The organism is Ruegeria sp. B11 (genome assembly GCF_056539785.1).
The window spans coordinates 85,041-111,436 of the sequence record NZ_JBQFVO010000002.1; the positions used below are offsets into that span (position 1 = coordinate 85,041).

Below are 26,396 nucleotides of genomic sequence, written 5' to 3' on the forward strand. Positions count from 1 at the left end.
GAGGCACACTCAAACAATTGTGTGCCCGGCCGCACGTAAACTGTCGGCAAGGGTTTCGATATGATCTGGCCCAACTTCGCAGCAACCGCCAACAATCGTCGCGCCCTGCGCCACCCAGCCCATGGCATGCTGCGCATAGGCGTCAGGGTCTAGGTCATGACGGCTTTCCAGAGAGTCAACCGTCGGGGCATCCTTCAAAAAACCGTCTTTGATACCAGTAAAGCCATTGGCATAAGCGCCGAACGGGCGACCCAGCTTTGCGATGATCTCCAGTGCAGCCGGAATCGCTTCCGGGCGCGCGCAGTTGATCAAAACGGCCTCGGGGGCGTAACGCACAACAAGCGGGGCGATGTCCTCCAGCGCTTCGCCTGACCGCAATCGCGTGCCGTCATCATCCATAACCGACAATGCCAGCCAGACGGGTTTGCCGCAATTCTCGGTACCGCGAAGCGCACCTTCGGCTTCCAGAACCGAGGACACGGTTTCGATCAGGAATAGATCAACCCGGTCTGCCATCAGTTGAGCCAGCTCGGCAAATTTTTCAGCAGCATCGTCTGGGTCGGGGTTCAGATCGGGCCGGTAGCTGGCCAAAAGCGGACCAAGCGCACCAGCGATACGACCGTCAGTTCCCGCGCAAGCCTGCTCGGCCCGCGAAAGAGCAGCCTCGATCAGAAGTGGCATCTGGTCTTCGATCCCCTCACGCACCAGCCGCGAGCGGTGAATGGCATAGGTATTCGTGGTGGCAATCGTCGCGCCACTGCGGAAATAGGCCGCGTGAACTTCGGTCAGCAAGTCAGGTTTGTCGATCATCACCCGCGTTGACCACAAAGGCGTGGGCTGGTCACCGCTGCGTTTCACCAGCTCCTGCCCGATCGAGCCATCTAAAAGCGTAATGTCAGCCATCTACCCCCCTTTCACGGTATTAATACCAGTTTCCCGGGCAAGGTCTTGGACATAAAATCCTCTTGCGCCTGAACAATGTCACGCAACGGGTAGGTTTTTGAGACCAAAGGCCTGATCCGACCTGCATTCATCAGCACAACAAGTCGGCCAAAGACTTCGGGAGGCTGATGGGTGCAGCCATGGATTGTGATGTCGCGCAGATAGATGTCTCGCAAATCGGCGCTGACGATGGGGCCAGCGATTGCACCTGACACCGCATAGTGCCCGCCGGGTTTCAGCGCCAGTATGAGATCGGGCCAAGCCGAGCCGCCCACCACATCGATGACGACATCGAACATATCCTTCGGCAGCTGCGCATCCCGGTCAAAGGTTGCCGACGCCCCCTGCGCTTTGACCACATCCGCCTTGGCAGCACTTGTCACCCCCCAGACCGTCGCTCCTCGTAGGGCCGCGAGCTGGATCGCGGCGAGGCCCACACCGCCTGAAGCCCCTGTAATCAGCACTGTGTGGCCTGCCGATACACCAGCGCGAGTCAGCAGGTTTTCTGCGGTCCCAAACGCGCAGGGAATAGCGGCGATTTCCACGTCTGATAGGGGCGAGGCGGTCACATCATAGAGATCACCCGCGTCGACCAGACAGTATTGGGCAAACGCTCCGTCGATTTCTGAACCAAGCGCGATAAAACCATGCGGTCTACCCGGCCCCGGGCGTGGCAAGTTGATAGGACAGGTCACGCGTTGGCCGGGCTTGAACGCTGCCCCCGGTCCAACCTCTTCAACAATCCCACACAGATCACCGCCTTGGATGCGGGGAAAGTGCAGCGCACCTCCCCACCCGCCGGCCTCAACCTGCTGATCTACCGCATCCGTCGATTCTGTAACATCCGACGAGTACCAGCCGATCCGCGTGTTGATGTCGGTGTTGTTCACCCCGGCAGCGGCGACGCGCACCAGAACCTGCCCTGGACCGGGGGTCGGAACGGGGACGCCTTCCCGCCATTCCAACACCTCAGGACCTCCATGGCCAGTCAGATATACGCCTTCCATCTGCCGGGTCATATCAGCGCCTTTCTGTCGTAGGGGTCAGGCCCTCAACCGTTCATTTGCAGGATCCCAGAGCGGCTGATCCTCCTGAACAACAGCACGACATTTCTGTCCGTAGATTTCAACCTCTAGCTCAGTTCCCGGGACAGCCAGATCTGCGCGCACCATGCCCAGCGCGACCGAGGCACCAATGCGATACCCCCACGCACCCGATGTGGTTTCACCCACGATCTCATCACCGCTCCAGATGCAGGACATGTAAGGCGCATCGACCTCACCTGCGTCCACGATCAGAGTGACAAAGGACTTTTTAACGCCTTGCTGTTTTTCGTTCTGAATGGCTGCTTTGCCAACAAAATCCTGCGGTTTATCGAGCTTGACAAAGCGCCCCAAACCACCTTCCAGCAGAGAGTAATCCGTGCTTAGGTCGCCTTTCCACGCGCGATAGCCTTTCTCGATCCGCAGCGAATTCAACGCATACATGCCAAAGGGTTTCGCTCCAGCGGCCAGCACAGCTTCGTAGATGGCGGGCATCGCATCATTTTCAGCATGGATTTCCCAACCCAACTCACCCGCGAAAGATACACGGATCAAGAAGGCATCCTGCCCGGCCACTTTGGCGAATTGGTGGGTCAGCCACCCTTGCTGCAAATCTGCATCGGTGATGCCGGACAATACGTTCCGCGTCATCGGTCCTGTCACGATCAGTGTGTCGCGCTCGGTTGTGGTTTCCCGAACGGTCACACCTTCGGGCACCGAATTGCGGATCAAATCACCATCGTGCCACTGTGCCGTGGCAGCAGTGATTAGGACGAAATTGTTCTCAGCCAGACGGATACAGGACAGCTCGGTCAGAATGCGCCCTCTTTCATCCGAGACATAGATCAGATTCATGCGCCCTGCTTTAGGGATACCTCCGGTACAGAAGCCACGCAGCCAGTCATCCGCCCCCTCGCCTTGTATCCAGAACCGCGAGAAGCCCGGCAGATCCAGCACCCCGCAGTGATCGCGCACGGCTTCGCATTCTTCTTTGACCCGTTGCTCCCAAGGGCCCGAACGTCCCCAGGTATGGGTGGCTTCCAGTGACGTGTCATCGCCGGTTTGCGCAAACCAGTTTGCGCGTTCCCAGCCGTTGTACGCGCCCATGACACCGCCCAATTCCTTGACCTTGGCGTGCACAGGCGAGACCTTCTTGTCGCGTGCGGCAGGCCATTCGTGATGTGGGAAATGCATGGCGTATTCGTTGCCGTAGACCTCCATCCCTTTCTGATTGCAATAATCCTGATCGGTGTAGTCGGTGTAACGACGCGGATCGACCGCCCACATATCCCATTCGGTGTGACCATCGACGATCCATTCGGCCAGAACTTTGCCTGCACCACCACCTTGGGCGATACCGAAAGTGAAGGTATGAGCCTCGAACGCGTTTGTCACACCCGGCATCGGGCCAATCAACGGCAGACCATCTGGCGCATAGGGGATCGGGCCATTGATGACGCGACCAACGCCCGAGGTTGCCATCAGCGGAACCCGTTCCATTGCATCGGTGACGATATCCTCGATCCGGTCCAGATCATCATTCCACAGTTGGAAGCTGAAATCCTCGGGCATCGGGTCATCCTTGGTCATCCAGTGGCCCTTGCAATTGGGCTCATAAGGGCCAAGGTTGAAGCCATTCTTCTCTTGCCGCAGATAGTACGAGATATCGACATCGCGCAGCAGCGGTAGCTTCTTGCCACCGTTTTCTTTCGACCACGCTTCGATTTCAGGAACTTCGTCGGTCAACAGATACTGATGGCTCATGACCATTGCCGGGACGGTTCGGCCGCCAAAGGGTTTGAACCATTCCCCTACGCGCTGCGCATAGTAACCGGCGGCGTTCACCACATAATCGCAGGCAATATCACCCTTTTCGGTATGCACGGTCCATGTGCCGTCGTCCTGCTGTGTCACACCGGTTGCCGGGCAGAATCGGATAATCTTTTGCCCCATATCCCGCGCTCCCTTGGCCAGAGCCTGAGTCAGCTGCGCCGGGTCAATGTCACCATCGGTCGGGTCATACAGAACGCCTTCAAGATCATGGGTCTCCAGGAAAGGATAGCGTTCCTTGGCCTCTTCCGGAGTCCACATCTCCATCGGGATGCCTTGATAGCGGCCCATAGACATGGCCCGTTCGAATTCCTGCATCCGCTCCTTGCTGTGCGCCAGACGAATTGACCCGGAAACGTGGTAGTTCATCGGATAGTCGACCTCGTCCGCGAGGCGCGAATACAGTTCGGTCGAATAGCGCTGCATGTTCATGATCGCCCACGAGGTCGAAAACGTCGGAACGTTACCCGCCGCGTGCCATGTCGAGCCTGCGGTCAGTTCGTTCTTTTCCAGCAGAACACAATCCGTCCAGCCCTTCTTGGCCAGATGATACAGCGATGAACAGCCCACAACGCCGCCGCCGATGATGACCACACGGGCCTTGGTTGGAAAATCACTCATGTGTTTGGTTCCCTATTAGTGTGCCCGCTGGGGCAGGTCGTCTTTGATGTCATAGTAATCGCCCTTGTCCGCAACGAAGATGTGCTGGGCGAGTTTCAACCCGGTCGGCTCATCCAGTGAGCCCACGGAAATTGCGATCGTGTCCTCGTCATTGTGCTGCCAGAAGAGGAACGAGCCACAAGCGCGGCAAAATCCGCGCTTGGCAATGTCAGAGGCGCGATACCAGCCCAGCGTTTCGCTGGTGGTAAAGCTGAGATTGTCCTGTTGCGTAACGGTCGAGGCCCACAGGTGACCCGACTGTTTGCGACACTGCCCGCAATGGCAGGCATTTGGTGGCGTGAGGTCTCCGTCAACAACAAAAGCGACCGCGCCGCACAGGCAGGAACCGGTATGCATATCCTTACCCCCTCGCTGTCGGCGTCGAACTGGCACCCAGCAAAACGCCATAAATGATGAAACAGGTCGCCATCACGCGGCGTACCCAGATATTAAACACCGCCCCCAACGCAGCCTTGCCCATCAGCGCCCCCAGCGAGGTGAACCCGGTATAGCTGAGCGTCGTGATGACCAGTGCCGTCGGCATGATCACCGCCATCTGCTGCCAGATGGGTACATTCGGCTGCACAAATTGCGAAAACGCCGCAAGGTATCCGGCGACGCTTTTGGGGTTGATCGTGGCAACAGCCAACGCGTGAAAGTAAACATGTCGCGCCGGACGCTCTGACGCCGGAGCGGGTTTCGCTGCGTTCATCCAACCGCGAATGCCCATCCAGATCAGAAACCCGGCCCCGATCAGCTTGGCGACAAAGAAACCTGTTGGCGACGCGGCAATCAACGCTGTGATTCCCACAGCCGAGAGGATCAGGAACACACACGCCTGAGTCAAAATAGCCAAGACACCCAACATAGCCTTGGAGAACGGCAGGCTCATCCCATTTGAGATGCAATTGACCGCATTAGGCCCCGGGGTGGTAACGAACACCACCCAGAACAGGGCGAATATGGTCCAGGCCTCGAAACTCATCAGTACACCGGTGGGGCGATAACCCAGATGGCCACAGCGGGCTCATCAAAGGGGTTGGACCAAGTGTAGGGCTCGTGCTTGATCCGGAAGCTATCGCCGGGGCCGACCTGAAAGCTGCGCGAGCCGATCGTCAGTTCCAGACGGCCTGAAACCATATAGCCGACTTCCTGCGTCGGCCGGTTTGCCGGGGTCTGCATCTGCGAATGCGGCTCAAAGGTCGAATGCACCATCTCGAAATCATCGGTCAGGTCAGGCGAAAGCAGTTCTTCGATCAACCCTTCTTCGCCAGAGCCCATCGGGCGACGGGACCCTGCCCGCACAATATACCCTTGCTCATCCACCGGCGCAGCGGAATGGGCAAACAGCATCGACATCGGCACACCCAGACATTCGGCAATCTGGCGTAGATCCGAAATCGACGGCTCGGACATGTCACGCTCGACCTGGCTGAGCCAGCCAACGGACCGATCCAATCGGTTGGCGATCTCGGTCAGAGTCAGCCCGCGCGCCTTGCGCAGTGCGCGCAGATCGGCACCGAGGGATGCGCTATGAGGGGCTTGCGAATTCAAGTTGCGCTCCGAGTCTGCGTGAAATTTTCTGTTACTTTTTCACGGTGCCTCGAATCGGTGAAATTTCCAAGCATTTTTTCACTTGGGTCTGCAAATTTAGTTGGTTATGCACGGTCCATGTGGATTGCCGTAATCTATCTTTGGGCCATTAATGCCCTGACTTTGATAGCGTTTGGCTGGGATAAGCTGCGCGCGCGCCGTAGAAGGCGACGCATCCCCGAGCGGCGCTTGTTATGGTTGGCGGCACTAGGTGGCAGCTTGGCCGCGCTACTGGGTCGCTGGATCTTCGGGCACAAGACCCGCAAGCGCGGTTTCTCGGCTTGGCTATACACGATCACAACGTTTCAGGCCGGGCTTTGCTATCTGATTATGTCCCGAGATCTTGGCGCATTTTTGCGATAGGTCGGAAGCCTCTAACGCGCAAATACATCCGTTAGAATAGCACCAAGTGCGGTCGCATCATCTTTGGTAAACGCGTCGGGCTGGTCGCTGTCGATATCAAAGACAGCGATCACGTTACCATTCGCATCCCGCACCGGTAGAACCAACTCGGACCGAGTGGATGACGCACAAGCGATATGGCCGGGGAAAGCATCTACATCCGAAACCAATTGCACTTGCCCTGAACGGGCAGCCGCACCACACACACCGCGTTCAAAAGGGATTACTAGGCAGCCATGCCCCCCCTGATAAGGCCCGATCTTTAGCACTTCGGGCTCAGTTACGCGGTAAAATCCCGTCCAGTCGAATCGGTCGTCCGAGTGATGCACTTCGCATGCCACCGTAGCCATCAATGCAACCTCGTCGGTTTCACCGTCGGTCAAGGCGGCTATGGTTTTGGCGAGTGTGTCGTAGTCGGCTTTCATGTTGGTAGACCTTGCATCCGGGGAACTGCGGGCGCTGCCGCCAATTCCCCGAGTATTTGCAAAAAGACAAAGCGTCAAACGCGTTCTATTGCGATGGCCGTCCCTTCTCCGCCGCCAATGCAGATTGCAGCGACACCGCGCTTGAGATTTCGCTTTTCCAGCGCATTGAGCAGCGTGACCATAATCCGAGCCCCCGAGGCACCTATCGGGTGGCCAAGCGCACATGCGCCGCCATTCACATTCACGATCTCACGGGACAAGCCCATTTCGTGCATGAAGGCCATCGGTACCACGGCGAAGGCTTCGTTAACCTCCCACAAATCGACATCCTCTTTTTTCCAACCGATACGGTCCAACAATTTCTGCGCTGCCGGAACCGGAGCAGTTGTGAACAGCCCCGGTGCCTGCGCGTGACTGGCGTGGCCAAGAATTCGTGCGCGCACGGTCAGGCCCTGCTGTTCTGCCGCCTCTGCCGAGGCAAGCACAAGGGCGGCTGCGCCATCCGAGATCGAAGAAGAATTGGCCGCCGTTACCGTTCCATCCTTGCGAAAGGCTGGTTTCAGTGTGGGTATCTTCTCGGGCCGCGCCGATTTTGGTTGCTCATCCGCGTCCAGCACAACCTCGCCTTTACGAGTCTGAATCTTGACCTGTGTAATTTCCTGGTCGAACGCATTATTTTCCTGCGCGGACAGCGCGTTCGAAAGCGATCGCAGGGCGTATTCGTCCTGCGCCTCGCGCGTGAACTGATAGGATTCTGCACAGTCCTCGGCAAATGTGCCCATAAGCCGACCTTTGTCATAGGCATCCTCGAGTCCGTCTAGAAACATGTGATCGACAACCTGCCCATGTCCGATCCGGGCACCGCCGCGCATCTTGGGCAGCAGATAGGGCGCGTTGGTCATGCTCTCCATCCCGCCAGCGACCATGGTCTGAGTATGGCCCAAAGCGATCTGATCAAACGCGATCATTGCGGCCTTCATGCCTGAGCCACACATTTTGTTGAGCGTTGTGGCAGGTACATCTTCCCCCAGACCGGCGGCAAACCCAGCCTGACGCGCCGGGGCCTGTCCCTGGCCGGCAGGCAGAACGCAGCCCATCAGCACCTCATCCACAGCCCGAGTGCCCGCACCCTCCAGCGCTGCGCGGATAGCAGCACCGCCCAGATCAGCAGCGGCGACGCCGTCAAACATGCCCTGAAAGCCGCCCATTGGTGTACGCGCGGCACCTGCTATCACAACCTCGTTCATCCGAAATCTCCTTGAACTTTCCAGCCTATGGATACCGAATGGTAAGAATTACCGTCTAGCGTATTTCTACCATCATTTTGCATTGCCAAAGGCGGACGAACATGGGGCTCAGCAGCGAGATCACCGGCGAGACACAGATAATATCCGTTCATTGTGATCGAATTGATGCCGCGATGGCGATTCAATTCAAGGAAGATATGCGCGCGGAAACCCAAACCCCTGCCAAACGGGTGGTGTTGGATTTGTCTTCTGTCGAATTCATCGACTCCAGCGGTCTGGGCGCCATTGTCGCCTCGATGAAACAATTGGAAAAAGGGCGCAGATTGGATCTGGCCGGCTTGCGCCCGATCGTTGAAAAAGTGTTCCGCCTGACCCGCATGGACACCGTGTTCAGACTGTTCAAATCGCTGGATGAGGCGATCGGCGCAGGTGCAGACTGACGACCGGCAGAGGTGGAACAGCGTGTGCTCGAATTGCAAACAAAACTGCCTGGAGGTGAGCTTTCCCGCGACACAAGTGCAGGCCAGCGCAGGGATCGCGGCATTGAGCGAACGGCTGGCGGCGCAGGGATTGCCGGAAAGCAAAGCAGATGACGTAAGAATCGCGCTGACGGAAGCGATCAACAACGTGGTCGAACATGCCTATGCCGGGGTGGCCGCCGCTGACGTTCAAATCGATTGCTCATTATGTGCAAAGAAGCTGGTGATTCAGATCACCGATACCGGCGACCCGATGCCTGAATTGCGGATACCGAGCGGCACTCCACCATCTGTCGACACTGCTTTGCAGGACCTGCCCGAGGGCGGCTTTGGCTGGCACCTGATTCATCAACTTGCCAGCGACATACAATATGAACGCAAAAGCGGCGGGAACCTGCTCTGCTTGCGGTTCGACTTTGACGAGATGCCCTAGCAGGCATCAAATGGCCACAATAAGGCCTAGATCGAACCATTGTCGCGCCGCAAACAAAGGTCATAAGTAAGGGGTAGCTCAGATAGCTTCCCTCGGCGCCTAGCGTCACAGCCCCCACCCAGTGAGCGGCGCCGAGGACCTCCTTCCTCTGATAGCATTGGACAATTCACAGCTGCGGCTTAGTGTCTGCGTGTTTGCAGAAGGAAAGACCCATGCGCGATTTTCACAAGACAGGCCGTTCTGAAGTTTTGGCAACCGAAGGGATGTGCGCAACGTCCCATCCGTTGGCCGCCAAAATCGCGCTGGATATTCTGCAGCAGGACGGCAATGCCATGGACGCAGCCATTGCAGGCGCGGTGCTTCTGGGAATTTGCGAGCCGCAAATGACCGGCTTGGGCGGAGATTGCTTTGTTCTGTACAATCGCGCAGGCGAGCAGACTGTTCGCGCACTAAACGGTTCGGGTCGGGCCGCGGCAGCAGCGGATGCACAGGCATTGCGGGATCGCGGTTCAAATTCGGTTCCCGAGACCAGCCCGGATGCCGTGACAATTCCCGGAGCGGTTGAGGCATTCTGCCGTCTAGCAAAAACCGAAGGTCGGCTGGGCCTGGAAGCAATCCTGCAACCCGCAATCCATTATGCCGAGTCAGGTGTTCCGGTGGCTCCTCGCGTTGCCTTTGATTGGATGAACAGCGCATCCACCCTGCAAGGCGCGGCCCGTGATCATTACCTGATTGACGGCAAACCCCTGCAAACCGGGCAGGTTTTTCGCGCACCCGGTCAGGCAGAAGTTCTTCGGCGCGTGGCCCAACACGGTCAAAAGGCATTTTATTCTGGTGAGATTGCCGATGACATGCTTGCGGCCCTTTCCGATCTGGGTGGAGTACAGACTGCGCAGGATTTCGCGGCCGTGCAAAGCGATGAAACTGTGCCCGTCAGCGGAGATTATGGCGGTGTCGAACTGGTCGAGCACCCACCGAATGGTCAGGGCGCGACGGCAATCCTGTTGCTGAATATCTTGAAGCACTTCGATCTGGCCGCAATGGACCCTTGGGGGGCTGAACGCGTACATATCGAAGCCGAGGCCAGCAAACTGGCCTACGACGCACGCAATCGTTTCATCGCCGATCCCGACCACAGCACGCGGATGGCTCATTTTCTTGCACCTGAGACAGCCGCCCAACTTGCCGCGCTGATCAATCCGAAACGCGCCGTGGCTGCCGCCGCTCCATTGACCGAGTCTGTTCACAAAGACACCGTCTATATCACCGTGGTTGACCGGGATCGCATGGCCGTTTCACTTATTTATTCGATCTACCACGGGTTCGGGTCGGGCATCGCTTCGGAAAAGTTCGGCATTTTGCTGCAGAATCGGGGTGCTGGTTTCAACCTCGAACCCGGTCATCCAAATGAGCTTGCCGGTGGAAAGCGACCAATGCACACAATCATACCGGGAATGTTGCGCGCCCAAGGCCGCATCGCGATGCCCTTTGGTGTCATGGGAGGTGCCTATCAACCAACCGGACACGCGCGGTTAGTGTCAAATCTCACGGATTTCGACATAGAGCTGCAGGAAGCCATCGATGCGCCTCGGGCATTTGCAGATGGGGGTGTTCTGAAAATTGAGCGAGGCTATTCCGATGCCGTTCTGCAACAATTATCCGATATGGGGCACACTGTCCAAATACCGGAAACGTCTCTGGGTGGTGCGCAAGCCATTCGAATCTGTTCAAACGGAGTTCTGGAAGGTGCTAGCGATCCCCGTAAAGATGGTTGCGCATTAGGCTACTGACACACGCCATTATGACGGACATATTCAGTTCAACTGAAAGTGCAGCGGATAAGATCCATCCTGAAACGGGCCGAACATGTTGGGGATATCGGGATGGTCTACCGGCTCACCCGATTGGTCCTCAACCAGATTTTGTTCTGAAACATAAGCGACATAGAAGGATTGATCATTCTCAGCCAGCAAATGATAGAACGGCTGATCCTTCAGCGGGCGACTGTCTTCAGGAATGGCCTGATACCATTCCTCCGAGTTCGAGAATTCCGGATCGACATCAAAAATAACCCCTCGAAAAGGGTGTCTACGGTGTCGAACCACCTGTCCCAGGCGGTACTTGGCTTGTGTCTTTAGCATTGTTTCGGCCCCCAAAGCATTTAGTACATCTTTTCGGGCAGAAAAGCCAACCAATGAGCTGAAATTCGGGGAAACAGTCTGTGAACCTACTCCTAACAGTGTTCGAAATCGTTGCCCCGGTGTTCCTTCTGGCCGGGATCGGGTTTGCGTGGGTCAAGCTCGGCTTCGAGTATCGGTTACAATTTGTCACGCGGTTTGCGGTGACGCTTGCAGTGCCCAGCCTGATCTTCGTAGCTTTGATGCAAACCGACATTCCTGGCGGTGAATTGACCGTTTTCACGCTCGCTGCGATTGCATCACATGTTGCTTTGGCGGTGGTTTTCTGGGTCATTGTACGTGCCTCAGGGCTTGAGCAGCGGACCTATCTGTCACCTCTTATCTTCGGTAACACTGGGAATCTGGGCCTGCCTTTGTGCATCTTTGCCTTTGGGCAGGCTGGGTTGGGTTTCGCGGTGATCTTTTTGGCCGTTACGGCTCTGTTTTCTTTTACCTACGGTATCTATCTGGTCGCGGGGCGCGGCGCCTTTGGCAAGGTTCTGCGCGAGCCGATGGTCTGGGCCACGCTGCTGGGGGCATTGTTTCTGTGGCGTGGATGGCAGACGCCACTGTTTCTAACCAACACGCTGGAACTGTTGGGCCAGATGGCGGTGCCTATGATGCTGATCACCCTTGGGGTCGCGATTGCACGCCTGACAACACAGAAGCTGCAACAGGCTATATGGTTGTCCCTGCTGAAACTCGCGGTGTGCTTCGGGTTGGGCTGGGCTCTTGCCATCAGTTTTGGACTGGGTCCTGTAGCCTTCGGAGTTCTGGTTTTGCAAATGTGTGCGCCGGTCGCCGTCACCTCATACCTGCTGGCAGAGCGGTTTGATGTGGATTCCGACGCGGTTGCAGGCATGGTCATGGTCTCGACAGTATTGTCGGTCGCCGCATTACCGATAATTCTCGCTATTATTCTGTAACGATTGTGATTTCCTCAGAGCTCAATCTGCGCTAGAATAAAGAAAAAAGGCACGAGGCACATGAGCAGAATTCTTTTCGTACTCTTCGGGGTGCTGCTTTTGGCATCCTGTGGTGGCGGGTCCAAACAGCCACCGAGCAGACTGAATGACGCGTGCAGCATTGCGCGCGAAAAACCCGATTATATCAAGGCTTTCAAAAGCACCGAGCGCAAATGGGGTGTCCCCGTTCACGTTCAGATGGCCACGATTTACCAAGAAAGCCGTTATCGCGCAGATGCGCGCACACCGCACAAATACGTGCTGGGCGTCATCCCGATGGGTCGCCAAAGCAGTGCTTACGGCTATGGTCAGGCACTTGATGGCACGTGGGAGCAGTATCAACGCGAAACCGGCAAACGCCGCGCCAAGCGGGATCGCATCCGTGATGCGTCAGATTTCATTGGCTGGTACATGAACAAAAGCTATGAGCGGAACGGGATTCATCCCACCGACGCGCGCAACCAATACCTGGCCTATCACGAAGGGCAAACCGGCTACGCTCGTGGCAGCTACAACAGCAAATCTTGGCTGTTGAACGTTGCGAACGATGTAGACGCCCGAGCGCAACTGTATCAGGCGCAGCTGGCGAACTGCCGTTACTAAACAAACCCTGTCAGGTCAGCGATCGTCTGACCTGATACGGGTTTTGCTTGAAAACACGCTGGAATCGAGGTTTCCGCCTTCAGTCAACGGCCCCAGCAGTACGGTCGTTTGACTTCCAGCGTTGTCGTGGATCACCCATTTGCGCAGCTCAACCGGATTGGATGTAAACATTAACTCGATCCGCCCGCTTTCCGGATTCTTGGGGTCCTGAGCCGTCACAACCGTGGCGGTACCGTCAAAATCGTGCCCAACAACCATATTGGCTTGCCCCAGATTGACATTCCGCGCCAACACCAGTGACAGCGGTGTGCGTTTCAGCGGGTACTGTTCGGGCGGCTGATTGGATTTCGGGTCAAAGATCTGCACCGTCCCCGACCGCGCCAAAACTACCGCGCTGTTGGGCGGATCATATTCGAACCGCATTTTTCCGGGCCGCTCGAGCCACAGCTTACCGGTGCTAAGCGATCCGTCATCATTCACCTGCGTGAATGTGGTCTGAACCGTCTTCATCTGGTTCAGGTAGTTAGAGATTTGCGACAGTGGCAGCTTTTCAGCCGCCCACGCGGCGGGCGCAGCCAGTGTCAGAGCAAGGGCAAAAGCAATCTGTTTCATAGGACCCAGATAGGCGTTCTGCCCTTGTTATTAAATATCTTACTGCTCGGGGACGAGGATTTCGCGTTTTCCAACGTGATTTGCCCCGGAAACAACGCCTTCGTCCTCCATCTGCTCAACAAGCCGCGCAGCTTTGTTGTAGCCAATGGCAAGTTTTCGCTGAATGTAGGACGTCGAGCATTTGCGATCTTTGATCACAATCGCTACTGCCTGATCGTAAAGGGCGTCTTCTCCGTTCGTGTTGCCACCCGTGTTCAGGCCCAGAACAGCGTCGATATTGTCAGCCTTTTCCTCGGCCGGGCCATCGACCACGCCGCTCATGTAGGCCGGCGGACCGAACTGTTTCAGGTGGTTGACGATTTCTTCGACCTCTTCATCCGAGACAAACGGACCGTGGCAACGGGTGATCTTCGCCCCGCCCGCCATATACAGCATGTCGCCCTGCCCAAGCAGTTGCTCGGCACCCATCTCGCCCAAAATGGTGCGGCTGTCGACTTTCGAGGTCACCTGGAACGAAATCCGCGTTGGGAAGTTCGCCTTGATCGTCCCGGTGATCACATCGACCGAGGGACGCTGCGTCGCCATGATCAGGTGAATGCCCGAAGCCCGCGCCATCTGCGCCAGACGCTGGATGCAGGCCTCGATCTCCTTGCCCGCGACCATCATCAGGTCAGCCATCTCGTCGACGATCACAACGATATAAGGCATTGCTTCGGGCGCGAATTCTTCGGTCTCGAACATTGGCTCGCCGGTTTCATCGTCAAAGCCGGTCTGGACCGTGCGGCTGAACATCTCGCCCTTGGATAGCGCATCCTTCACGCGGCCATTGTAGCCCGCGATATTGCGCACGCCCATTTTGGACATTTTGCGATAGCGATCCTCCATCTCGCCCACGACCCATTTCAGGGCCACAACCGCCTTTTTCGGGTCGGTCACAACGGGCGAGAGCAGGTGCGGGATACCGTCATAGACCGACAGTTCCAGCATCTTGGGGTCGATCATGATCAGGCGGCACTCATCCGGCGTTAGCTTATAAAGCAGCGACAGGATCATCGTATTGATTGCCACCGACTTACCGGAACCGGTCGTACCAGCGATCAAGAGGTGAGGCATTTTTGCCAAGTTCGCCACCACGGACTCACCGCCGATATCCTTGCCCAACGCCAAGGGCAGCGCATGATTACCATCGCCGAAATCGCGACTGGCGAGGATTTCGCGCAGCACCACCATCTCACGGTTTTCATTGGGCAGTTCAATGCCAATAACCGAGCGCCCCGGTAGAGTTGAAACCCGCGCGGACAAAGCCGACATTGAGCGCGCGATATCGTCGGCCAAACCGATCACACGGCTGGCTTTTAAACCCGGTGCAGGCTCCAATTCGTACATGGTCACAACCGGACCGGGGCGGACACTTACGATCTCGCCCTTGACGCCGTAGTCATCCAGCACGTTTTCCAGCATCCGCGCATTTTCCTCGAGCGCCTCATCGCTTAGGTGATGGCGTTGGATGCTTGCAGGGTTGGACAGAAGGCCCAGCGGTGGCAGTTCGAAGTCGGAATGCCGTTCCTCAAAAGAAAGTGTCGGCTGTGCTTCGGCTTGCGCCCTGCGCGAAGGTGGAGGAGTGCGTCGGACCGGTTGAGCTACTACAGGTTTACGCGGCTCAGCGACAGGAATCTTGACAGCCTGTCTCGGTTGGAGCGCGGGTTCGGGGGCATCATCAAACACGGCCTCATCATCATAGTCCGGTTCGGAAACATAGTCCTGCTGCATCCAATTATCAGCCTCGGAGTCAGCCGCCAGCGTCTCAACATCAGATCCTGCTGTCAGCGGTGGTTCGGGGGGCAAACCTGCAGAGGTCATCGGGGGTTCGGGCGGCAACTCGTCTGCCGCGCCAGAGTTCAAAATCAACGGGTCAGGTCCCCTGCCCCGCCCTTTGGTCAATGGCAAGTTGGGATCGGGTTCGGGCGTTAGCACACCAGCGGCCGCTTTACGATTGCGCACAGCGGCGGAAATCTTGGACCGGATGCGATCCTCACCCGGCATGTCGTAATACCCTTCGACCGCAACGTTTTCGACCAACTCAGGCTCGGGCATTGGGTCAGGACGACGGATCAGGGAAGGCATCCGAGCCAGAAGGCCTGTCTTGGCGACAGGTTCCTGCGCTTCAATCTCAGGGTCTTCAAAGACCGGATCAGCGTAGGCCAGGTCGTCGTCAAAATCCGCCTGAACCGGAACTGCACGTTCGGCCTTGCGCTCGGCCCATTGGGCCTTCCGGTCCCGTGCTGCCCGCGCTGTCGCCGATGCCCCGCGTCCCAGCGCGTTCATCAACAGATCATAGGCCATGACCAGTCCCAACAGAAACGCCCGGAAGCCATTGCGAACGTCCGCTTTGCCGAAACCCAACACGAATACACCCAGAGCCAGCATACCGACCGCCATCGCCAGCGACATCAGCTTGACCAGGAAGTGCGATGAGATCGGCAACAAAGTCAAAATCGCGCCCATCACTGTATCGCCGAATAGACCACCCAAGCCATAGCTGTGCGTCGTCCGCCATTCGGCACCCGGTACCAGAGTCGCTGCATAGACAGCCAGAACGGCGATCCAGATCGGCGCAAAAATCAGGCGGGCAATGGCACGGTCTTCACCTAAATGACCTGCAAATCGAACGCCCCAAGTGATCAGCACCAAGGCGACACCCAAGCTGCCCCAACCCACGATCATAAACAACGGCGCGGCAATCGAGGCCCCGACGCGCCCCATCCAGTTTTGCACGGGCGCATCGGTCGAAACCATCCAGTTTGGATCATCGGGCGTATAGGACCAGATCATCGCTGCAGCGGCCAACCCTAACAGGATCAAAGCGATCCCGATCAGTTCTTTGCTACGCCGTTCAATGGCGGCTTGCGTGTTGCTGTCCAGCAGCGGGTCACGGTTTCGCGCGTTATATGATGCCATTTTGCCCTCGTACCTCACGAATAGATGCAGTCGCGGAGTGTAATCAGCCCGCGCTTCATCTCTGTTTTTGGGGCCACCATCGCGACCCGGATAAATTGCTCGCCCGGGTTTTGCCCCAGATCACCTTGAGAAAGATATGCACCCGGCAGAACCCGTACGCCGGTTTCCTGCCAAAGCTTCAATGCGGTTTCTTCGCCGTTTTCGACGGGTAGCCACAGGAAGAACCCGGCCTCGGGCGGCATGTAGCCCTGTACGCCTGCGAAAACCTCATCCGCGACGGCGTATTTCTCCTGATACAGCGCGCGGTTTTCCTGCACATGCGCTTCATCGGCCCAAACCTTGACGGCGGCGGCCTGCAGCGGGGCGGGCAAAGGGGCACCCGCATAGCTGCGCAACAGTTTGACACGGCTGATTGTTTCAGGTCCACCTGCGATCAGCCCCGACCGCAGCCCGGCCAAGTTCGACCGCTTGGATAGAGAGTTGAACAGCGTGACACGTTCGGGGTCAGCACCCAGTTCCTGCGCAACGGTCAGCGCGCCAACCGGCGCGGCGTCGCGGTAGATTTCGGAATAGCATTCATCGGCAAAGATGCGGAAATCGTACTTTTCAGCCAATTGAATCAGCTCAACCCAGTAATCGCGCGAGGCGACCGCCCCCTGAGGGTTCGCGGGCGAGCAGATATAGGCTACAGCAGTACGGTTCAGAACCTCTTCGGGCAGGCCTGCATAGTCTGGCAAATGACCAGTGGCAGCGGTTGCCGGCACGAAATATGGCTGCGCACCGACCGAAATCGAGGCAACCATGTAGACCTGATAGAAGGGGTTCGGGCACAGAATGATCGGTTGCTGCCCGTTTTTCTGCTCGGGGCAGAGCGCCATTGCAGCGTTATAAAGACCCTCGCGCGTACCGTTCAGTGCCATCACATTGGCATCTGCATCCATCGACACACCATAGCGGCGGTTGATCCAACCCGTGATCGCTGCGCGCAATTCAGGTGAGCCTTCGTTCGGGGGATAGCCCTGAAACCCGGCGGCGTTTTCCATGATCACGTCGGTCACCCAAGATGGGAAATCATGCTTGGGCTCGCCAATGGTCATGTGAACGACTTCACCACCCGGCTGATGATGATCCAACAGGGCGCGTAGACGCGGAAATGCGTATTCCGGTAGGTTCGAAAACCGCTCGGGGAAATTCATGATACTGCCTCAATTTCGGGGTCATTTTGCGCCCCGTTTTATGGCAGATTACAGATCGACCCGGGCTTCGTCCAGACAAAGAGGTGCCGAATCAGGGGATTGTGGCATTCAGGTCAAAGCCCTTTCGGCTGCTGAGCCGAGCCGTAACAAGGCCTCTTCCGACCCCGGATAGCCCAACATCATCAGCCCGCAACCGGGTGTTCCCGTGGGCAAAGTCAGTGCCGCAAGCCCCATCAGATTGCCGATCCGGGTGTTGCGGAGAGCCAAGAGATTTTCGGTAACATAGTAGTCATGATCATTCATCAACCGGTCGAGATTGGGCGGTAGGATCGGGGCCGTCGGCGCAAGCACGGCGTCAAAGCCCGCAGTGGCCGCATCCCAAGCCTGTCGACAAGCGGTTAGTTTCGACCAAGCAGCCACGTAATCGGGGCCGGAATAGGCCTTGCCCATTCGGAACCGTTCAAGGATTTCGGGATACATCGCCTCGGGGTTCGCTTCTATCACATCTCGCCACAAGCCGTAGGCTTCGGTTGTATAGAGCACACCCGACAGGCTCATCGCTTCGTTCAGCTCAGGCACGTCAAGCGGAACGATCTCGGCCCCGGCCTCTTTCAGGCGCGCCAGCGCCTCATCATAGGCGTTGGCTGGAGCTTCGCGCAGATCGTCCTTGGCGACGTTCTGTAAATCAGCAAAGCGGCGACCGCTCAATGACGCCCCGCGCAGATCAGCCGGGGCGGTGCCCTCAAGCGCGGCAAGCATATGTGCGGCGTCCTCAACTGATCGCGCCAGCGGCCCAACGGTATCGAATTTCAGACACAGCGGCACGACGCCCTCAAGGCTAACGCGCCCCGCCGTGGTTTTCAGCCCCACCAGATCGTTCCAGGCCGAGGGAATCCGCACCGATCCACCCGTGTCCGAGCCAACGCCGCCTGCAGCAAGCCCCCAAGCCACCGAAGCTCCTGCACCTGAAGATGAGCCGCCCGGCACTGCGTCTTCGTCATTCACGCATGGAGGCGTAGCCGTCACAGGGTTTAGACCCAAACCCGAGAACGCCAATTCGCTCATATGCGTTTTACCCAGACAGACCGTACCCATCGCGGTCGCGTTCCGCACCACCTGCGCATCGGATTCGGGCACGCGGCCTTCCAACAGGGCTGAACCGGCCTCGGTCCCTACGCCTGCCGTGTCAAACAGGTCTTTCCAGCTGATCGGGACGCCATCCAACAAAGACCGACGCAGGCCAAGCTTTGCCCGCTCTTGCGCCGCAAGGGCCTCGGCGCGGGCGCGATCGTGGGTCACCCAGGCATAGATCCGATCGCGATGTGGATGGGCGTCAATCGCGCTTAGATAAGTTTCTGTCAGTTCAACCGGATCGATCTGCCCCATTCCGATACCACGGCCCAAATCACATGCCGTCATGGTCAGCCAGTCTTGCATCCGGTCCCCTCCCGAGTAATTCCGTGATCGGACGGTAGCGACAGGACCGCACATGGACAATCCCGAAAGGGCGCGCATATTGCAGCACATGGAACACAGATCCGATATCCTGATCGTTGGTGGTGGCCTGAACGGCCCTGCCCTTGCGCTGGCGCTGGCCCAGACCGGGCATTCAGTCACGGTTGTTGACGCTCTGGCAGAGAAAGTGCGCAAGAATGCGGCCTTCGACGGGCGCGCCTATGCGCTTGCATTGGCGTCGCAACGTCTGCTCGACGCGATAGGCGTTTGGAAAAAGGTGGAAAAGCACGCCCAGCCTATGCTGGAGATCAAGGTAACGGATGGTCATGCCGGTGCCGGACCTTCCCCGTTCTTTATGCATTTCGACCATGCCGAGATCGAAGAAGGCCCGATGGGCTATATGGTCGAAGATCGCCACCTGCGGCGGGCTTTTCTGGAGGCCATGACCGAACAAGACGGGATTACCGAAATCAGCGGCAAAACGGTCGTGTCTCAGGACATCTCGGCAAACGGGGCAACGCTGACGCTGGATGACGGGGCCACCTTGTCCGGCAGCCTACTGGTGGGTTGCGATGGCCGCCGCAGCGGCACCGCTATGCGCGCCGGAATCAAACGAACCGGCTGGGACTATGGCCAGACCGCTCTGGTCTGCGCCATTGAACACGAGCTACCGCATCACGGTATCGCCCATCAGTTCTTCATGCCCCCCGGCCCGTTGGCGATTCTGCCGCTGACCGGGAACCGCAGTTCCATCGTCTGGAGCGAACGCACTGAGACGTCCGCGCAGATCAATGCGCTGCCCGAGGCAGATTACCTACAAGTTCTGCGCCCGCGCTTTGGCGATTTCCTGGGGGATATCCGCCTGCAGGGTGACCGGTTCACATACCCGTTGAACCTGACCATCGCCAATTCCTTCATCTCGGACCGGTTGGCTTTGGTCGGAGACGCCGCCCATGGCATGCACCCCATCGCCGGGCAAGGCCTGAACGCAGGTCTGCGTGATGTCGGTGCATTGGCCGAGGTTCTGACCCTTGCGGGACGACGTGGCGAGGATATCGGATCAACGCTTGTGCTGGAGCGCTATCAGGAGTGGCGCCGGTTCGACACCGCCTCGCTTGCGATGGCGACTGATGTGTTCAACAAGCTGTTTTCGAACGACAATCCCCTGCTCCGCATAGGTCGGGATATTGGAATGGGTATTGTCGGGTCGCTACCCGGACTGCGCCGAGGCTTTGTGCGCGAAGCGGCAGGTTTGACCGGCGATCTACCTAAGCTGCTGCAGGGACACCCGATCTAGTCCAGCTCTCGGGCCTCATCCACTAGCATCACTGGAATACCGTTGCGGATTGGAAAGGCCAGAGCGGCGGCTTTTGACACCAGCTCTTGCCGTTCGGCATCATAGTGCAGCGTCGTGTGGGTCTGCGGACAAATCAACGCCTCAAGCATATGGCGGTCAAAGGCGTGTTCGGTATCGCTCATTGCAGTTTTTCCTCATTCGATCCGCCGCGCATGGCGAATTCAATCAATGTCACCAATGTCTCGCGCCGGGTGCGCAAGCAGGGGGCCTCAAGCAGGGCTTGCTTTTCCTCGGGGTCAAACTCTAGCATCATCGACAGGGAATTGACCAAAAGCTCATCATCGGCATCTTTCATTGTGTCCCAATCGGTGGACAACTGACGGGACGAAAAAAACCGTTCCAACAGCCGCAGGAACCTGTTCCGATCAAAACCGTCATCCACCTCGGCCTTGCCCAGATCACGGTCAAACCCGTCCCAGGACACCGAAACCCGGCGATACGGGGTGAAACTGTCCAACTCTGATTTGACCCTGAACCGAGAGATTCCCGTCAGCGTAATCAGATACCTGCCATCTTCGGTCTCGGAAAACTGGGTGACCCGTCCAGCGCAGCCGATCTGGTGCAGCTTGGTTTCGTCGCCCTGACAGGTATTCGGTTGCACCATCCCGATCAGGCGTTCTTGCGTTTTCAGCGCGTCGTCCAGCATCTGTAGGTAGCGCGGCTCAAAAATATGCAGCGGCAGGCGAGACCGTGGCAGCAGCAGCGCTCCGGGCAAAGGGAAAACGGATACCGTTTCCGGCAAATCGGCAGGATGCATCATGTACCCGAGTTTAGTTCTGATCGGGGATTAGGCAAATATCATCGAGCTGAGCTTGCGCCGCCCGTTCAGAACAATCGGGTCATTGGGCTTGAGCGCATCGAAAATTGTGAAGAGCTGCGCCTTTGCCGCCCCATCATTCCACTCGCGATCGCGGCGGAACAATTCCAACAGTTGAGCCACTGCCTCTTCGACATCGCCATTGGCATGCAGGGCCTGCGCCAGATCGAAACGGGCTTGATGGTTGTCTGGCTCGGCCTCAACTGTTGCAGTCAACTCACCTACCGGACCAGCATCTGCAGCCTGCTTGGCCAATTCCAGTTGCGCATGGGCCGCTTCAACCTCGGGTGAAGTGGAAATCTCGGCAGGAGCGCCATTGAGGATCGCCTCAGCCTGATCCAGATCCCCCGATGCAATATGCGCGCGCACCAACCCGCCATAAGCGGCAGCGTGATTGGGGTCTTCACCCAGTATGGCGGCAAAAGTCTGTGCCGCGTCTACAGCGGCCCCCTCGGTCAACATTTCTTCGGCAGCTTGCACAGCATCATCTAGTTGACCACCCGGGCTTTCACCGCCCGCGGCTTCGATCACACGATCTATGAAGGCCTTGATCTCGGACCCTGGCAAAGCGCCCTGAAACCCGTCGATCGGTTGGCCTTTGTGAAATGCATAGACCATCGGAATCGACTGGATGCGCAGTTGTCCTGCAATCATCTGCGCTTCGTCCACGTTGATCTTGACCATCTTGACCGCACCCTTGGCAGCGGTCACGGCCTCTTCCAACGCCGGGCCCAGCGTTTTGCAGGGGCCGCACCAAGGCGCCCAGAAGTCAACGATGATCGGAGTCTCTTGTGAGGCTTCGACCACATCGGCCATGAAGGTGGCCTCGGTCCCGTCTTTAATCAGATCAGTGGCTTGGGGGCTGCCTGCGCCGTTCAGAAGGTCCATGGCTTATACTCTCTGGTTCGAACTTGCGCCCTATATGCAGTCCAATGCGGCAGAAACCAAGGGGAGAGTTCGGCGAATTTGCTTCGGTCAGACGTCAAACGTGGCGAATACCGGGGCGTGATCACTGGGTTTATCCCATCCGCGCGCGTCGCGCAGAATGCGGCTGGAATGACCCGCGTTCGAGATATCGGGCGTAGCCCAGACATGATCCAGCCTGCGTCCCTTGTCGGCGGCATCCCAATCTCGTGCCCGATAAGACCACCAGCTGTATAGCTGGCCCTCGGGAATATCCTGCCGGGTGATATCGACCCAGCCACCTGCATCCTGAGTCTCGGCCAGCGTTTCAACCTCGATCGGCGTATGTGAGACCACCTTCAGCAACTGCTTGTGCGACCAGACATCATCTTCGCGGGGCGCAATATTCAGATCGCCTACCAGAATGGACTTTTTCGGCTTTTCCGCACGGAACCAATCGCGCATGTCAGCGAGGTAATCCAGCTTTTGGCCAAACTTTTCGTTCACTTCGCGATCCGGCACATCGCCCCCGGCGGGGACATAGAAATTATGAATGGTCACGCCATTCTCCAACCGCCCCGCAATGTGTCGCGCATGACCCAGAGCCGCGAAATCCTTATCCCCTACTTCCTTAAGCGGAAGGCGCGACAGGATGGCAACGCCGTTATACCCCTTCTGGCCCCGCGCAATCATATGCGTATAGCCCAGCTCGGCGAACCCTTCGGTCGGGATTTTGTCGACCGGCGATTTGCATTCCTGTAGACACAGCACATCCGGCGCCTCTTCCTGCAGCAATTTCAGAACGATAGGCTCGCGCAGGCGGACCGAATTGATGTTCCATGTGGCAAGGGTGAAGGGCATATCCGGGGGTTCCTTTGTCGAAGTTGCCGCAGGTTAGCGCGGCGCCAAGCGAGGTGCCATCGAAAAACAAAGCAATGTTGCCTGACCCGGCGGTTACGGAAACTTGCAAAGTTTCCGGTCCGATTTCATTGAATGAAATCGGATGCCCGGTGCCGATATCGCCCTGCACGATACAGTTGCACCCTACGAAAAAAGCCGGGCCATCAGGCCCGGCAGTCCAACAGGGAGGTGCATGTCATAACCCGGACATGCGCGGGTTGGGAGTAATCTAAAGATACCTAAAGAGTATCACTTTGATCCAAGTCAATCCACCATTAGTCAAGCAACAAGGCGATATCCGCCCGATTCTGTGACCAAAAGGCGTGCATTCGACGGGTCGGGTTCAATCTTCTGACGCAGACGATAGATATGGGTTTCAAGGGTGTGTGTTGTAACGCCCGCGTTGTAACCCCAGACTTCGTGCAACAGAACATCACGTGCAACGACGCCGTCAGTTGATCGATAGAGGAACTTGAGAATGTTAGTCTCTTTCTCGGTCAGGCGGATCTTGCGATCATCTTCAGTCATCAGCATCTTCATGGCCGGTTTGAAGGTGTAGGGCCCCAGAACAAAGACCGCATCCTCGGATTGTTCATGCTGGCGCAGTTGGGCCCGAATCCGGGCCAGAAGAACCGGAAATTTAAAAGGCTTGCTGACATAATCATTTGCGCCAGCATCAAGACCCAGGATCGTGTCAGCATCGCTGTCGTGCCCGGTCAGCATCAGCACCGGGCTTTTGACGCCCTGCTTGCGCATCAGGCGACACAGCTCACGGCCATCGGTATCCGGCAGGCCGACATCCAGAATCACCAGATCGTATATTGCTTCGCGCGCGCGTTCCATTGCCGACGCGCCATCGGACGCCTCGAACACGTCAAAGTCTTCGGTCATGACAAGTTGCTCGCTGAGCGCTTCGCGCAGGTCTTCGTCGTCATCCACCAGCAGGATTTTCTTGAGCTGAGCCATGTACGGTCCTCCTAAGTCTTTTCCATCACTTGCGTATGAAGAATGCAATCAGCAAGATTTACTGCAGTCGTCTCACGCCCTCGTGTCTGACGCCGAGGAAATGTTTCACATTTTCCAGTGATCGGGGTAGGACAGGGTCTGATCGTTTCAAGGTAAACTGCATGAGTCTCACTCCCGACATCACCGAATTGCTGGCACGGGCGCGGGCTGACCTGCGTATGGGTGTTCCCGTTGTTCTGACCGACGAACTGGGATTTGGAGTACTCGCATTCGCCACCGAGTCCCTGAGCCCGCAAAGGTTGGCCGATTTGCGCGGCTTGGGCGGGGATCCCGTTGTCGCCATCACGGTTCGGCGCGCTGAAACACTTAAAGCGCGTGCATATGACGGCGATCTTGCTCGCGTCATGATCCCGGCGGATGCTGGGCTGAGCTGGGTGCAGGCGGTGGCCGACCCGTCCGATGATCTGAACGCCCCGATGAAGGGCCCGCTGATGACCGAACGGCAAGGCAGCGCAAATCTGCACCGGATCGCTATTGCGTTGGCCAAGTCGGCGCACTTGCTTCCGGCCGCCGTCGTCGCCCCTATTCAAGACGGGCGCGAATTTGCGGCAGATCATGGTCTGACCTGCATTGACCATGCCCGGGCCGCGCCACATCTGACAGATCGCAGTGCTCTGCACCCTGTCGTCGCCGCACGCCTGCCGATGGAAGTGTCGGAGGCCGGGCGCCTGCATGTATTCCGCCCCGAAGATGGTGGAGAGGAACACTATGCGGTTGAAATCGGTCGCCCTGACCGCGACAAGCCCGTCCTCGCGCGGCTGCATTCGGCCTGTTTCACGGGCGATCTCATGGGCAGCCTGAAATGTGACTGTGGCCCGCAACTGCGCGGGGCCTTGGCCCAGATGGGGGACGAGGGTGCGGGCGTCCTGCTCTATCTGAATCAGGAAGGGCGTGGGATCGGGCTTGCCAACAAGATGCGCGCCTATTTTCTTCAGGATCAGGGATTTGACACAGTCGAGGCCAATCACCGGCTTGGATTCGAAGACGATGAACGGGATTTCAGGCTCGGCTCGGATATCCTGAAATCGCTAGGCTTCAATTCGGTCCGTCTACTGACCAACAACCCTGCAAAAATCGCGATGATGGAACGCACAGGTATCGCCGTCACCGAACGTGTTCCGTTGAAAGTAGGTGAAACAGATTTCAACCGCGCGTATCTGGCGACCAAAGCGGCAAAGTCAGGCCACCTGCTGTGACACCAAGCGATCTGGTTCTTACACCACGTGGCATTCGGTTTCTCGGGCACCTGTTCCCCTGCGCTATAGGCAAAGGGGGCTTGAGCCCAACCAAGCAGGAAGGTGACGGAACAACACCAACAGGTGTGCATCACATTGTGGGTATGCTCTATCGCGCAGACCGAATGCCACGGCCGGCGCATTGGGCACGACCGATCGGACCGCGCGATTTATGGTCAGACGACGTAGAGGACGATGCGTATAACCATTTGGTGCGGGCGCCTCATGATTTCAGTCACGAGAAACTGCGTCGCCCAGATCCGCTTTATGACCTGATCTTGATAACCGATTGGAACTATCCCAATTCAGAACCCAGCCGGGGATCGGCCATCTTCCTGCATCAATGGCGACGCCCACGGTTTCCGACCGAAGGCTGCATCGCATTCAGGCGCGACCACCTACGTTGGATTGCCCAAAAAATCACGCTGGGCACACGGCTGATCATCCCTGAGGCTTAACCCGCGCCCCGAATATGGCAGACCCAATACGGACGTGTGTGGCACCCAAGGCGATTGCCGATTCAAAATCACTGCTCATTCCCATCGACAAACCCTCCAGCCCATTCCGCTCTGCGATTTTTGCCAATAACGCGAAGTGCAACGCGGGTTCTTCTTCAACCGGTGGAATGCACATCAAACCTCGGACGGGCAGGTCCTGGCTGCGGCACTCAGCAATGAACGCATCAGCATCTTGTGGAAGAGTACCGGCTTTCTGATCCTCTTCGCCTGTGTTGATCTGTATAAAAAGATCCGGGCACTTACCCATCTCTTGCGCCAATCGTGCCAATGTTTTGGCGAGCTTTGGTCGATCAACTGAATGGATGGCATTGCAAAGCTCAATCGCCTGCCGTGCCTTGTTTGTTTGCAATGGACCGATCAGATGCAGATCGATGTCCGGAAAACTCTCGCGAAATGCAGGCCATTTGCCAGCGGCTTCCTGCACACGGTTTTCTCCGAAACACCGGTGGCCCTGCTTCAACACGGCTTCGACCCGGTCATTAGGTTGCACCTTGGAAACCGCGATTAATTGCACCGAGCCTTCGGCGCGTCCTGCCGCAGATTCAGCTATGGCTATTCGATCGGTGATTTCTTGCAGCGACATGGGTCCCTCATTCTGCGTTTGCAGCAGCAAAACACCA

The 26,396-nt window shown here is 57.5% G+C and carries 28 protein-coding genes; 9 read left to right on the top strand and 19 right to left on the bottom strand.

The genetic code is table 11. The annotated features are described in order from the left end of the window. Positions 1–9 precede the first annotated feature (9 nt). From ACR0I1_RS08135 to ACR0I1_RS08160, 6 genes are read right to left on the bottom strand one after another with little or no spacing between them, the layout of a single operon-like run. Positions 10–903 (bottom strand): homocysteine S-methyltransferase family protein, encoded by an 894-nt coding sequence (locus ACR0I1_RS08135; protein WP_480705831.1) that lies wholly within the window; start codon positions 901–903, stop codon positions 10–12. 11 nt (positions 904–914) lie between these two features. Continuing rightward, a complete protein-coding gene (locus tag ACR0I1_RS08140; protein WP_480705833.1) occupies positions 915–1,961 on the bottom strand; it encodes an alcohol dehydrogenase family protein in 1,047 nt (348 codons plus the stop codon). A gap of 24 nt (positions 1,962–1,985) precedes the next feature. Continuing rightward, a complete protein-coding gene (locus ACR0I1_RS08145; RefSeq protein WP_170508875.1) occupies positions 1,986–4,436 on the bottom strand; it encodes a GcvT family protein in 2,451 nt (816 codons plus the stop codon). A 15-nt stretch (positions 4,437–4,451) separates the two neighbouring features. Next, positions 4,452–4,832: a GFA family protein gene (locus ACR0I1_RS08150; RefSeq protein WP_170406643.1), complete on the bottom strand. Its 381-nt coding sequence runs from the start codon at positions 4,830–4,832 to the stop codon at positions 4,452–4,454. 4 nt (positions 4,833–4,836) lie between these two features. Continuing rightward, positions 4,837–5,460 (bottom strand): LysE family translocator, encoded by a 624-nt coding sequence (locus tag ACR0I1_RS08155; RefSeq protein WP_480454449.1) that lies wholly within the window; start codon positions 5,458–5,460, stop codon positions 4,837–4,839. Next, the gene (locus tag ACR0I1_RS08160) at positions 5,460–6,029 is read right to left on the bottom strand and encodes an XRE family transcriptional regulator (protein WP_170425828.1); all 570 of its coding nucleotides are present in this window, start codon (positions 6,027–6,029) and stop codon (positions 5,460–5,462) included. Before ACR0I1_RS08160 ends, ACR0I1_RS08155 begins: the two co-directional genes overlap by 1 nt. A 117-nt stretch (positions 6,030–6,146) precedes the next feature. Here ACR0I1_RS08160 and ACR0I1_RS08165 point away from each other — a divergent pair, with 117 nt between their 5' ends. Next, entirely contained in the window at positions 6,147–6,431 is a 285-nt protein-coding gene (locus tag ACR0I1_RS08165) for a DUF1294 domain-containing protein (protein WP_480705836.1), read from the top strand. 11 nt (positions 6,432–6,442) lie between these two features. Here the strand turns inward: ACR0I1_RS08165 and ACR0I1_RS08170 are convergent, their stop codons facing one another. Then, complete coding sequence (locus tag ACR0I1_RS08170) at positions 6,443–6,895, bottom strand: GAF domain-containing protein (protein WP_480567892.1); 453 nt, start codon at positions 6,893–6,895, stop codon at positions 6,443–6,445. Between the two features lie 74 nt (positions 6,896–6,969). Then, positions 6,970–8,142: a thiolase family protein gene (locus tag ACR0I1_RS08175; RefSeq protein ID WP_480705838.1), complete on the bottom strand. Its 1,173-nt coding sequence runs from the start codon at positions 8,140–8,142 to the stop codon at positions 6,970–6,972. A 101-nt stretch (positions 8,143–8,243) separates the two neighbouring features. Between ACR0I1_RS08175 and ACR0I1_RS08180 the strand changes: the two genes are divergently transcribed. The 3 genes from ACR0I1_RS08180 (at position 8,244) to ACR0I1_RS08190 (ending at position 10,844) form a co-directional block, all read left to right on the top strand. Beyond that, positions 8,244–8,582, top strand: coding sequence for an STAS domain-containing protein (locus ACR0I1_RS08180; protein ID WP_480590898.1), 339 nt, complete (start codon positions 8,244–8,246; stop codon positions 8,580–8,582). Between the two features lie 55 nt (positions 8,583–8,637). After that, the gene (locus ACR0I1_RS08185; RefSeq protein WP_480705839.1) at positions 8,638–9,054 is read left to right on the top strand and encodes an ATP-binding protein; all 417 of its coding nucleotides are present in this window, start codon (positions 8,638–8,640) and stop codon (positions 9,052–9,054) included. A 212-nt stretch (positions 9,055–9,266) separates the two neighbouring features. Beyond that, on the top strand, positions 9,267–10,844 hold the full coding sequence (locus ACR0I1_RS08190) for a gamma-glutamyltransferase family protein (protein ID WP_480705840.1): 1,578 nt from the start codon (positions 9,267–9,269) through the stop codon (positions 10,842–10,844). Positions 10,845–10,868: 24 nt separating this feature from the next. Here ACR0I1_RS08190 and hspQ read toward each other — a convergent pair whose 3' ends face one another. After that, positions 10,869–11,195, bottom strand: coding sequence for a heat shock protein HspQ (hspQ, locus tag ACR0I1_RS08195; protein ID WP_170398818.1), 327 nt, complete (start codon positions 11,193–11,195; stop codon positions 10,869–10,871). A gap of 80 nt (positions 11,196–11,275) precedes the next feature. Here hspQ and ACR0I1_RS08200 point away from each other — a divergent pair, with 80 nt between their 5' ends. Both ACR0I1_RS08200 and ACR0I1_RS08205 read left to right on the top strand, forming a co-directional pair. After that, positions 11,276–12,157: an AEC family transporter gene (locus ACR0I1_RS08200; protein WP_170425840.1), complete on the top strand. Its 882-nt coding sequence runs from the start codon at positions 11,276–11,278 to the stop codon at positions 12,155–12,157. A 60-nt stretch (positions 12,158–12,217) separates the two neighbouring features. After that, the gene (locus ACR0I1_RS08205; protein WP_170425842.1) at positions 12,218–12,799 is read left to right on the top strand and encodes a transglycosylase SLT domain-containing protein; all 582 of its coding nucleotides are present in this window, start codon (positions 12,218–12,220) and stop codon (positions 12,797–12,799) included. A 15-nt stretch (positions 12,800–12,814) separates the two neighbouring features. Here ACR0I1_RS08205 and ACR0I1_RS08210 read toward each other — a convergent pair whose 3' ends face one another. The 4 genes from ACR0I1_RS08210 to ACR0I1_RS08225 form a co-directional block, all read right to left on the bottom strand. Beyond that, positions 12,815–13,411, bottom strand: a complete 597-nt coding sequence (locus tag ACR0I1_RS08210; protein ID WP_170398828.1) for a LolA family protein — start codon at positions 13,409–13,411, stop codon at positions 12,815–12,817. Between the two features lie 39 nt (positions 13,412–13,450). Continuing rightward, positions 13,451–16,369, bottom strand: a complete 2,919-nt coding sequence (locus ACR0I1_RS08215) for a DNA translocase FtsK (RefSeq protein WP_480705843.1) — start codon at positions 16,367–16,369, stop codon at positions 13,451–13,453. Positions 16,370–16,383: 14 nt separating this feature from the next. Beyond that, the gene (locus tag ACR0I1_RS08220) at positions 16,384–17,565 is read right to left on the bottom strand and encodes an aminotransferase class I/II-fold pyridoxal phosphate-dependent enzyme (RefSeq protein ID WP_480705845.1); all 1,182 of its coding nucleotides are present in this window, start codon (positions 17,563–17,565) and stop codon (positions 16,384–16,386) included. 108 nt (positions 17,566–17,673) lie between these two features. Then, positions 17,674–19,002, bottom strand: a complete 1,329-nt coding sequence (locus ACR0I1_RS08225) for an amidase (RefSeq protein ID WP_480705846.1) — start codon at positions 19,000–19,002, stop codon at positions 17,674–17,676. An 88-nt stretch (positions 19,003–19,090) separates the two neighbouring features. Between ACR0I1_RS08225 and ACR0I1_RS08230 the strand changes: the two genes are divergently transcribed. Then, complete coding sequence (locus ACR0I1_RS08230; protein WP_480705848.1) at positions 19,091–20,317, top strand: FAD-dependent monooxygenase; 1,227 nt, start codon at positions 19,091–19,093, stop codon at positions 20,315–20,317. Here the strand turns inward: ACR0I1_RS08230 and ACR0I1_RS08235 are convergent. From ACR0I1_RS08235 to ACR0I1_RS08255, 5 genes are all read right to left on the bottom strand, one after another. Continuing rightward, positions 20,314–20,499: a Trm112 family protein gene (locus ACR0I1_RS08235; protein ID WP_170398842.1), complete on the bottom strand. Its 186-nt coding sequence runs from the start codon at positions 20,497–20,499 to the stop codon at positions 20,314–20,316. The two genes, ACR0I1_RS08230 and ACR0I1_RS08235, sit on opposite strands and share 4 nt — an antisense overlap. After that, positions 20,496–21,137 (bottom strand): LON peptidase substrate-binding domain-containing protein, encoded by a 642-nt coding sequence (locus ACR0I1_RS08240; protein WP_170398861.1) that lies wholly within the window; start codon positions 21,135–21,137, stop codon positions 20,496–20,498. The genes ACR0I1_RS08235 and ACR0I1_RS08240 overlap by 4 nt, the downstream gene beginning before the upstream one ends. Positions 21,138–21,164: 27 nt before the next feature. After that, positions 21,165–22,082: a thioredoxin family protein gene (locus ACR0I1_RS08245; protein WP_170398864.1), complete on the bottom strand. Its 918-nt coding sequence runs from the start codon at positions 22,080–22,082 to the stop codon at positions 21,165–21,167. A gap of 87 nt (positions 22,083–22,169) precedes the next feature. Continuing rightward, positions 22,170–22,958 (bottom strand): exodeoxyribonuclease III, encoded by a 789-nt coding sequence (locus tag ACR0I1_RS08250; RefSeq protein WP_480705851.1) that lies wholly within the window; start codon positions 22,956–22,958, stop codon positions 22,170–22,172. 318 nt (positions 22,959–23,276) lie between these two features. Next, positions 23,277–23,963: a response regulator transcription factor gene (locus tag ACR0I1_RS08255; RefSeq protein WP_170398869.1), complete on the bottom strand. Its 687-nt coding sequence runs from the start codon at positions 23,961–23,963 to the stop codon at positions 23,277–23,279. A gap of 161 nt (positions 23,964–24,124) precedes the next feature. On the opposite strand from ACR0I1_RS08255, the gene ribA reads away from it, so the two are divergent. Beyond that, complete coding sequence (gene ribA, locus ACR0I1_RS08260; protein ID WP_480705853.1) at positions 24,125–25,219, top strand: GTP cyclohydrolase II; 1,095 nt, start codon at positions 24,125–24,127, stop codon at positions 25,217–25,219. Next, positions 25,216–25,716, top strand: coding sequence for a L,D-transpeptidase family protein (locus ACR0I1_RS08265; RefSeq protein ID WP_480705855.1), 501 nt, complete (start codon positions 25,216–25,218; stop codon positions 25,714–25,716). Before ribA ends, ACR0I1_RS08265 begins: the two co-directional genes overlap by 4 nt. On the opposite strand, the gene ACR0I1_RS08270 is transcribed toward ACR0I1_RS08265, so the two are convergent. Continuing rightward, positions 25,700–26,359: a YggS family pyridoxal phosphate-dependent enzyme gene (locus tag ACR0I1_RS08270; RefSeq protein ID WP_480705857.1), complete on the bottom strand. Its 660-nt coding sequence runs from the start codon at positions 26,357–26,359 to the stop codon at positions 25,700–25,702. The genes ACR0I1_RS08265 and ACR0I1_RS08270 overlap by 17 nt on opposite strands. Positions 26,360–26,396: the final 37 nt, after the last annotated feature.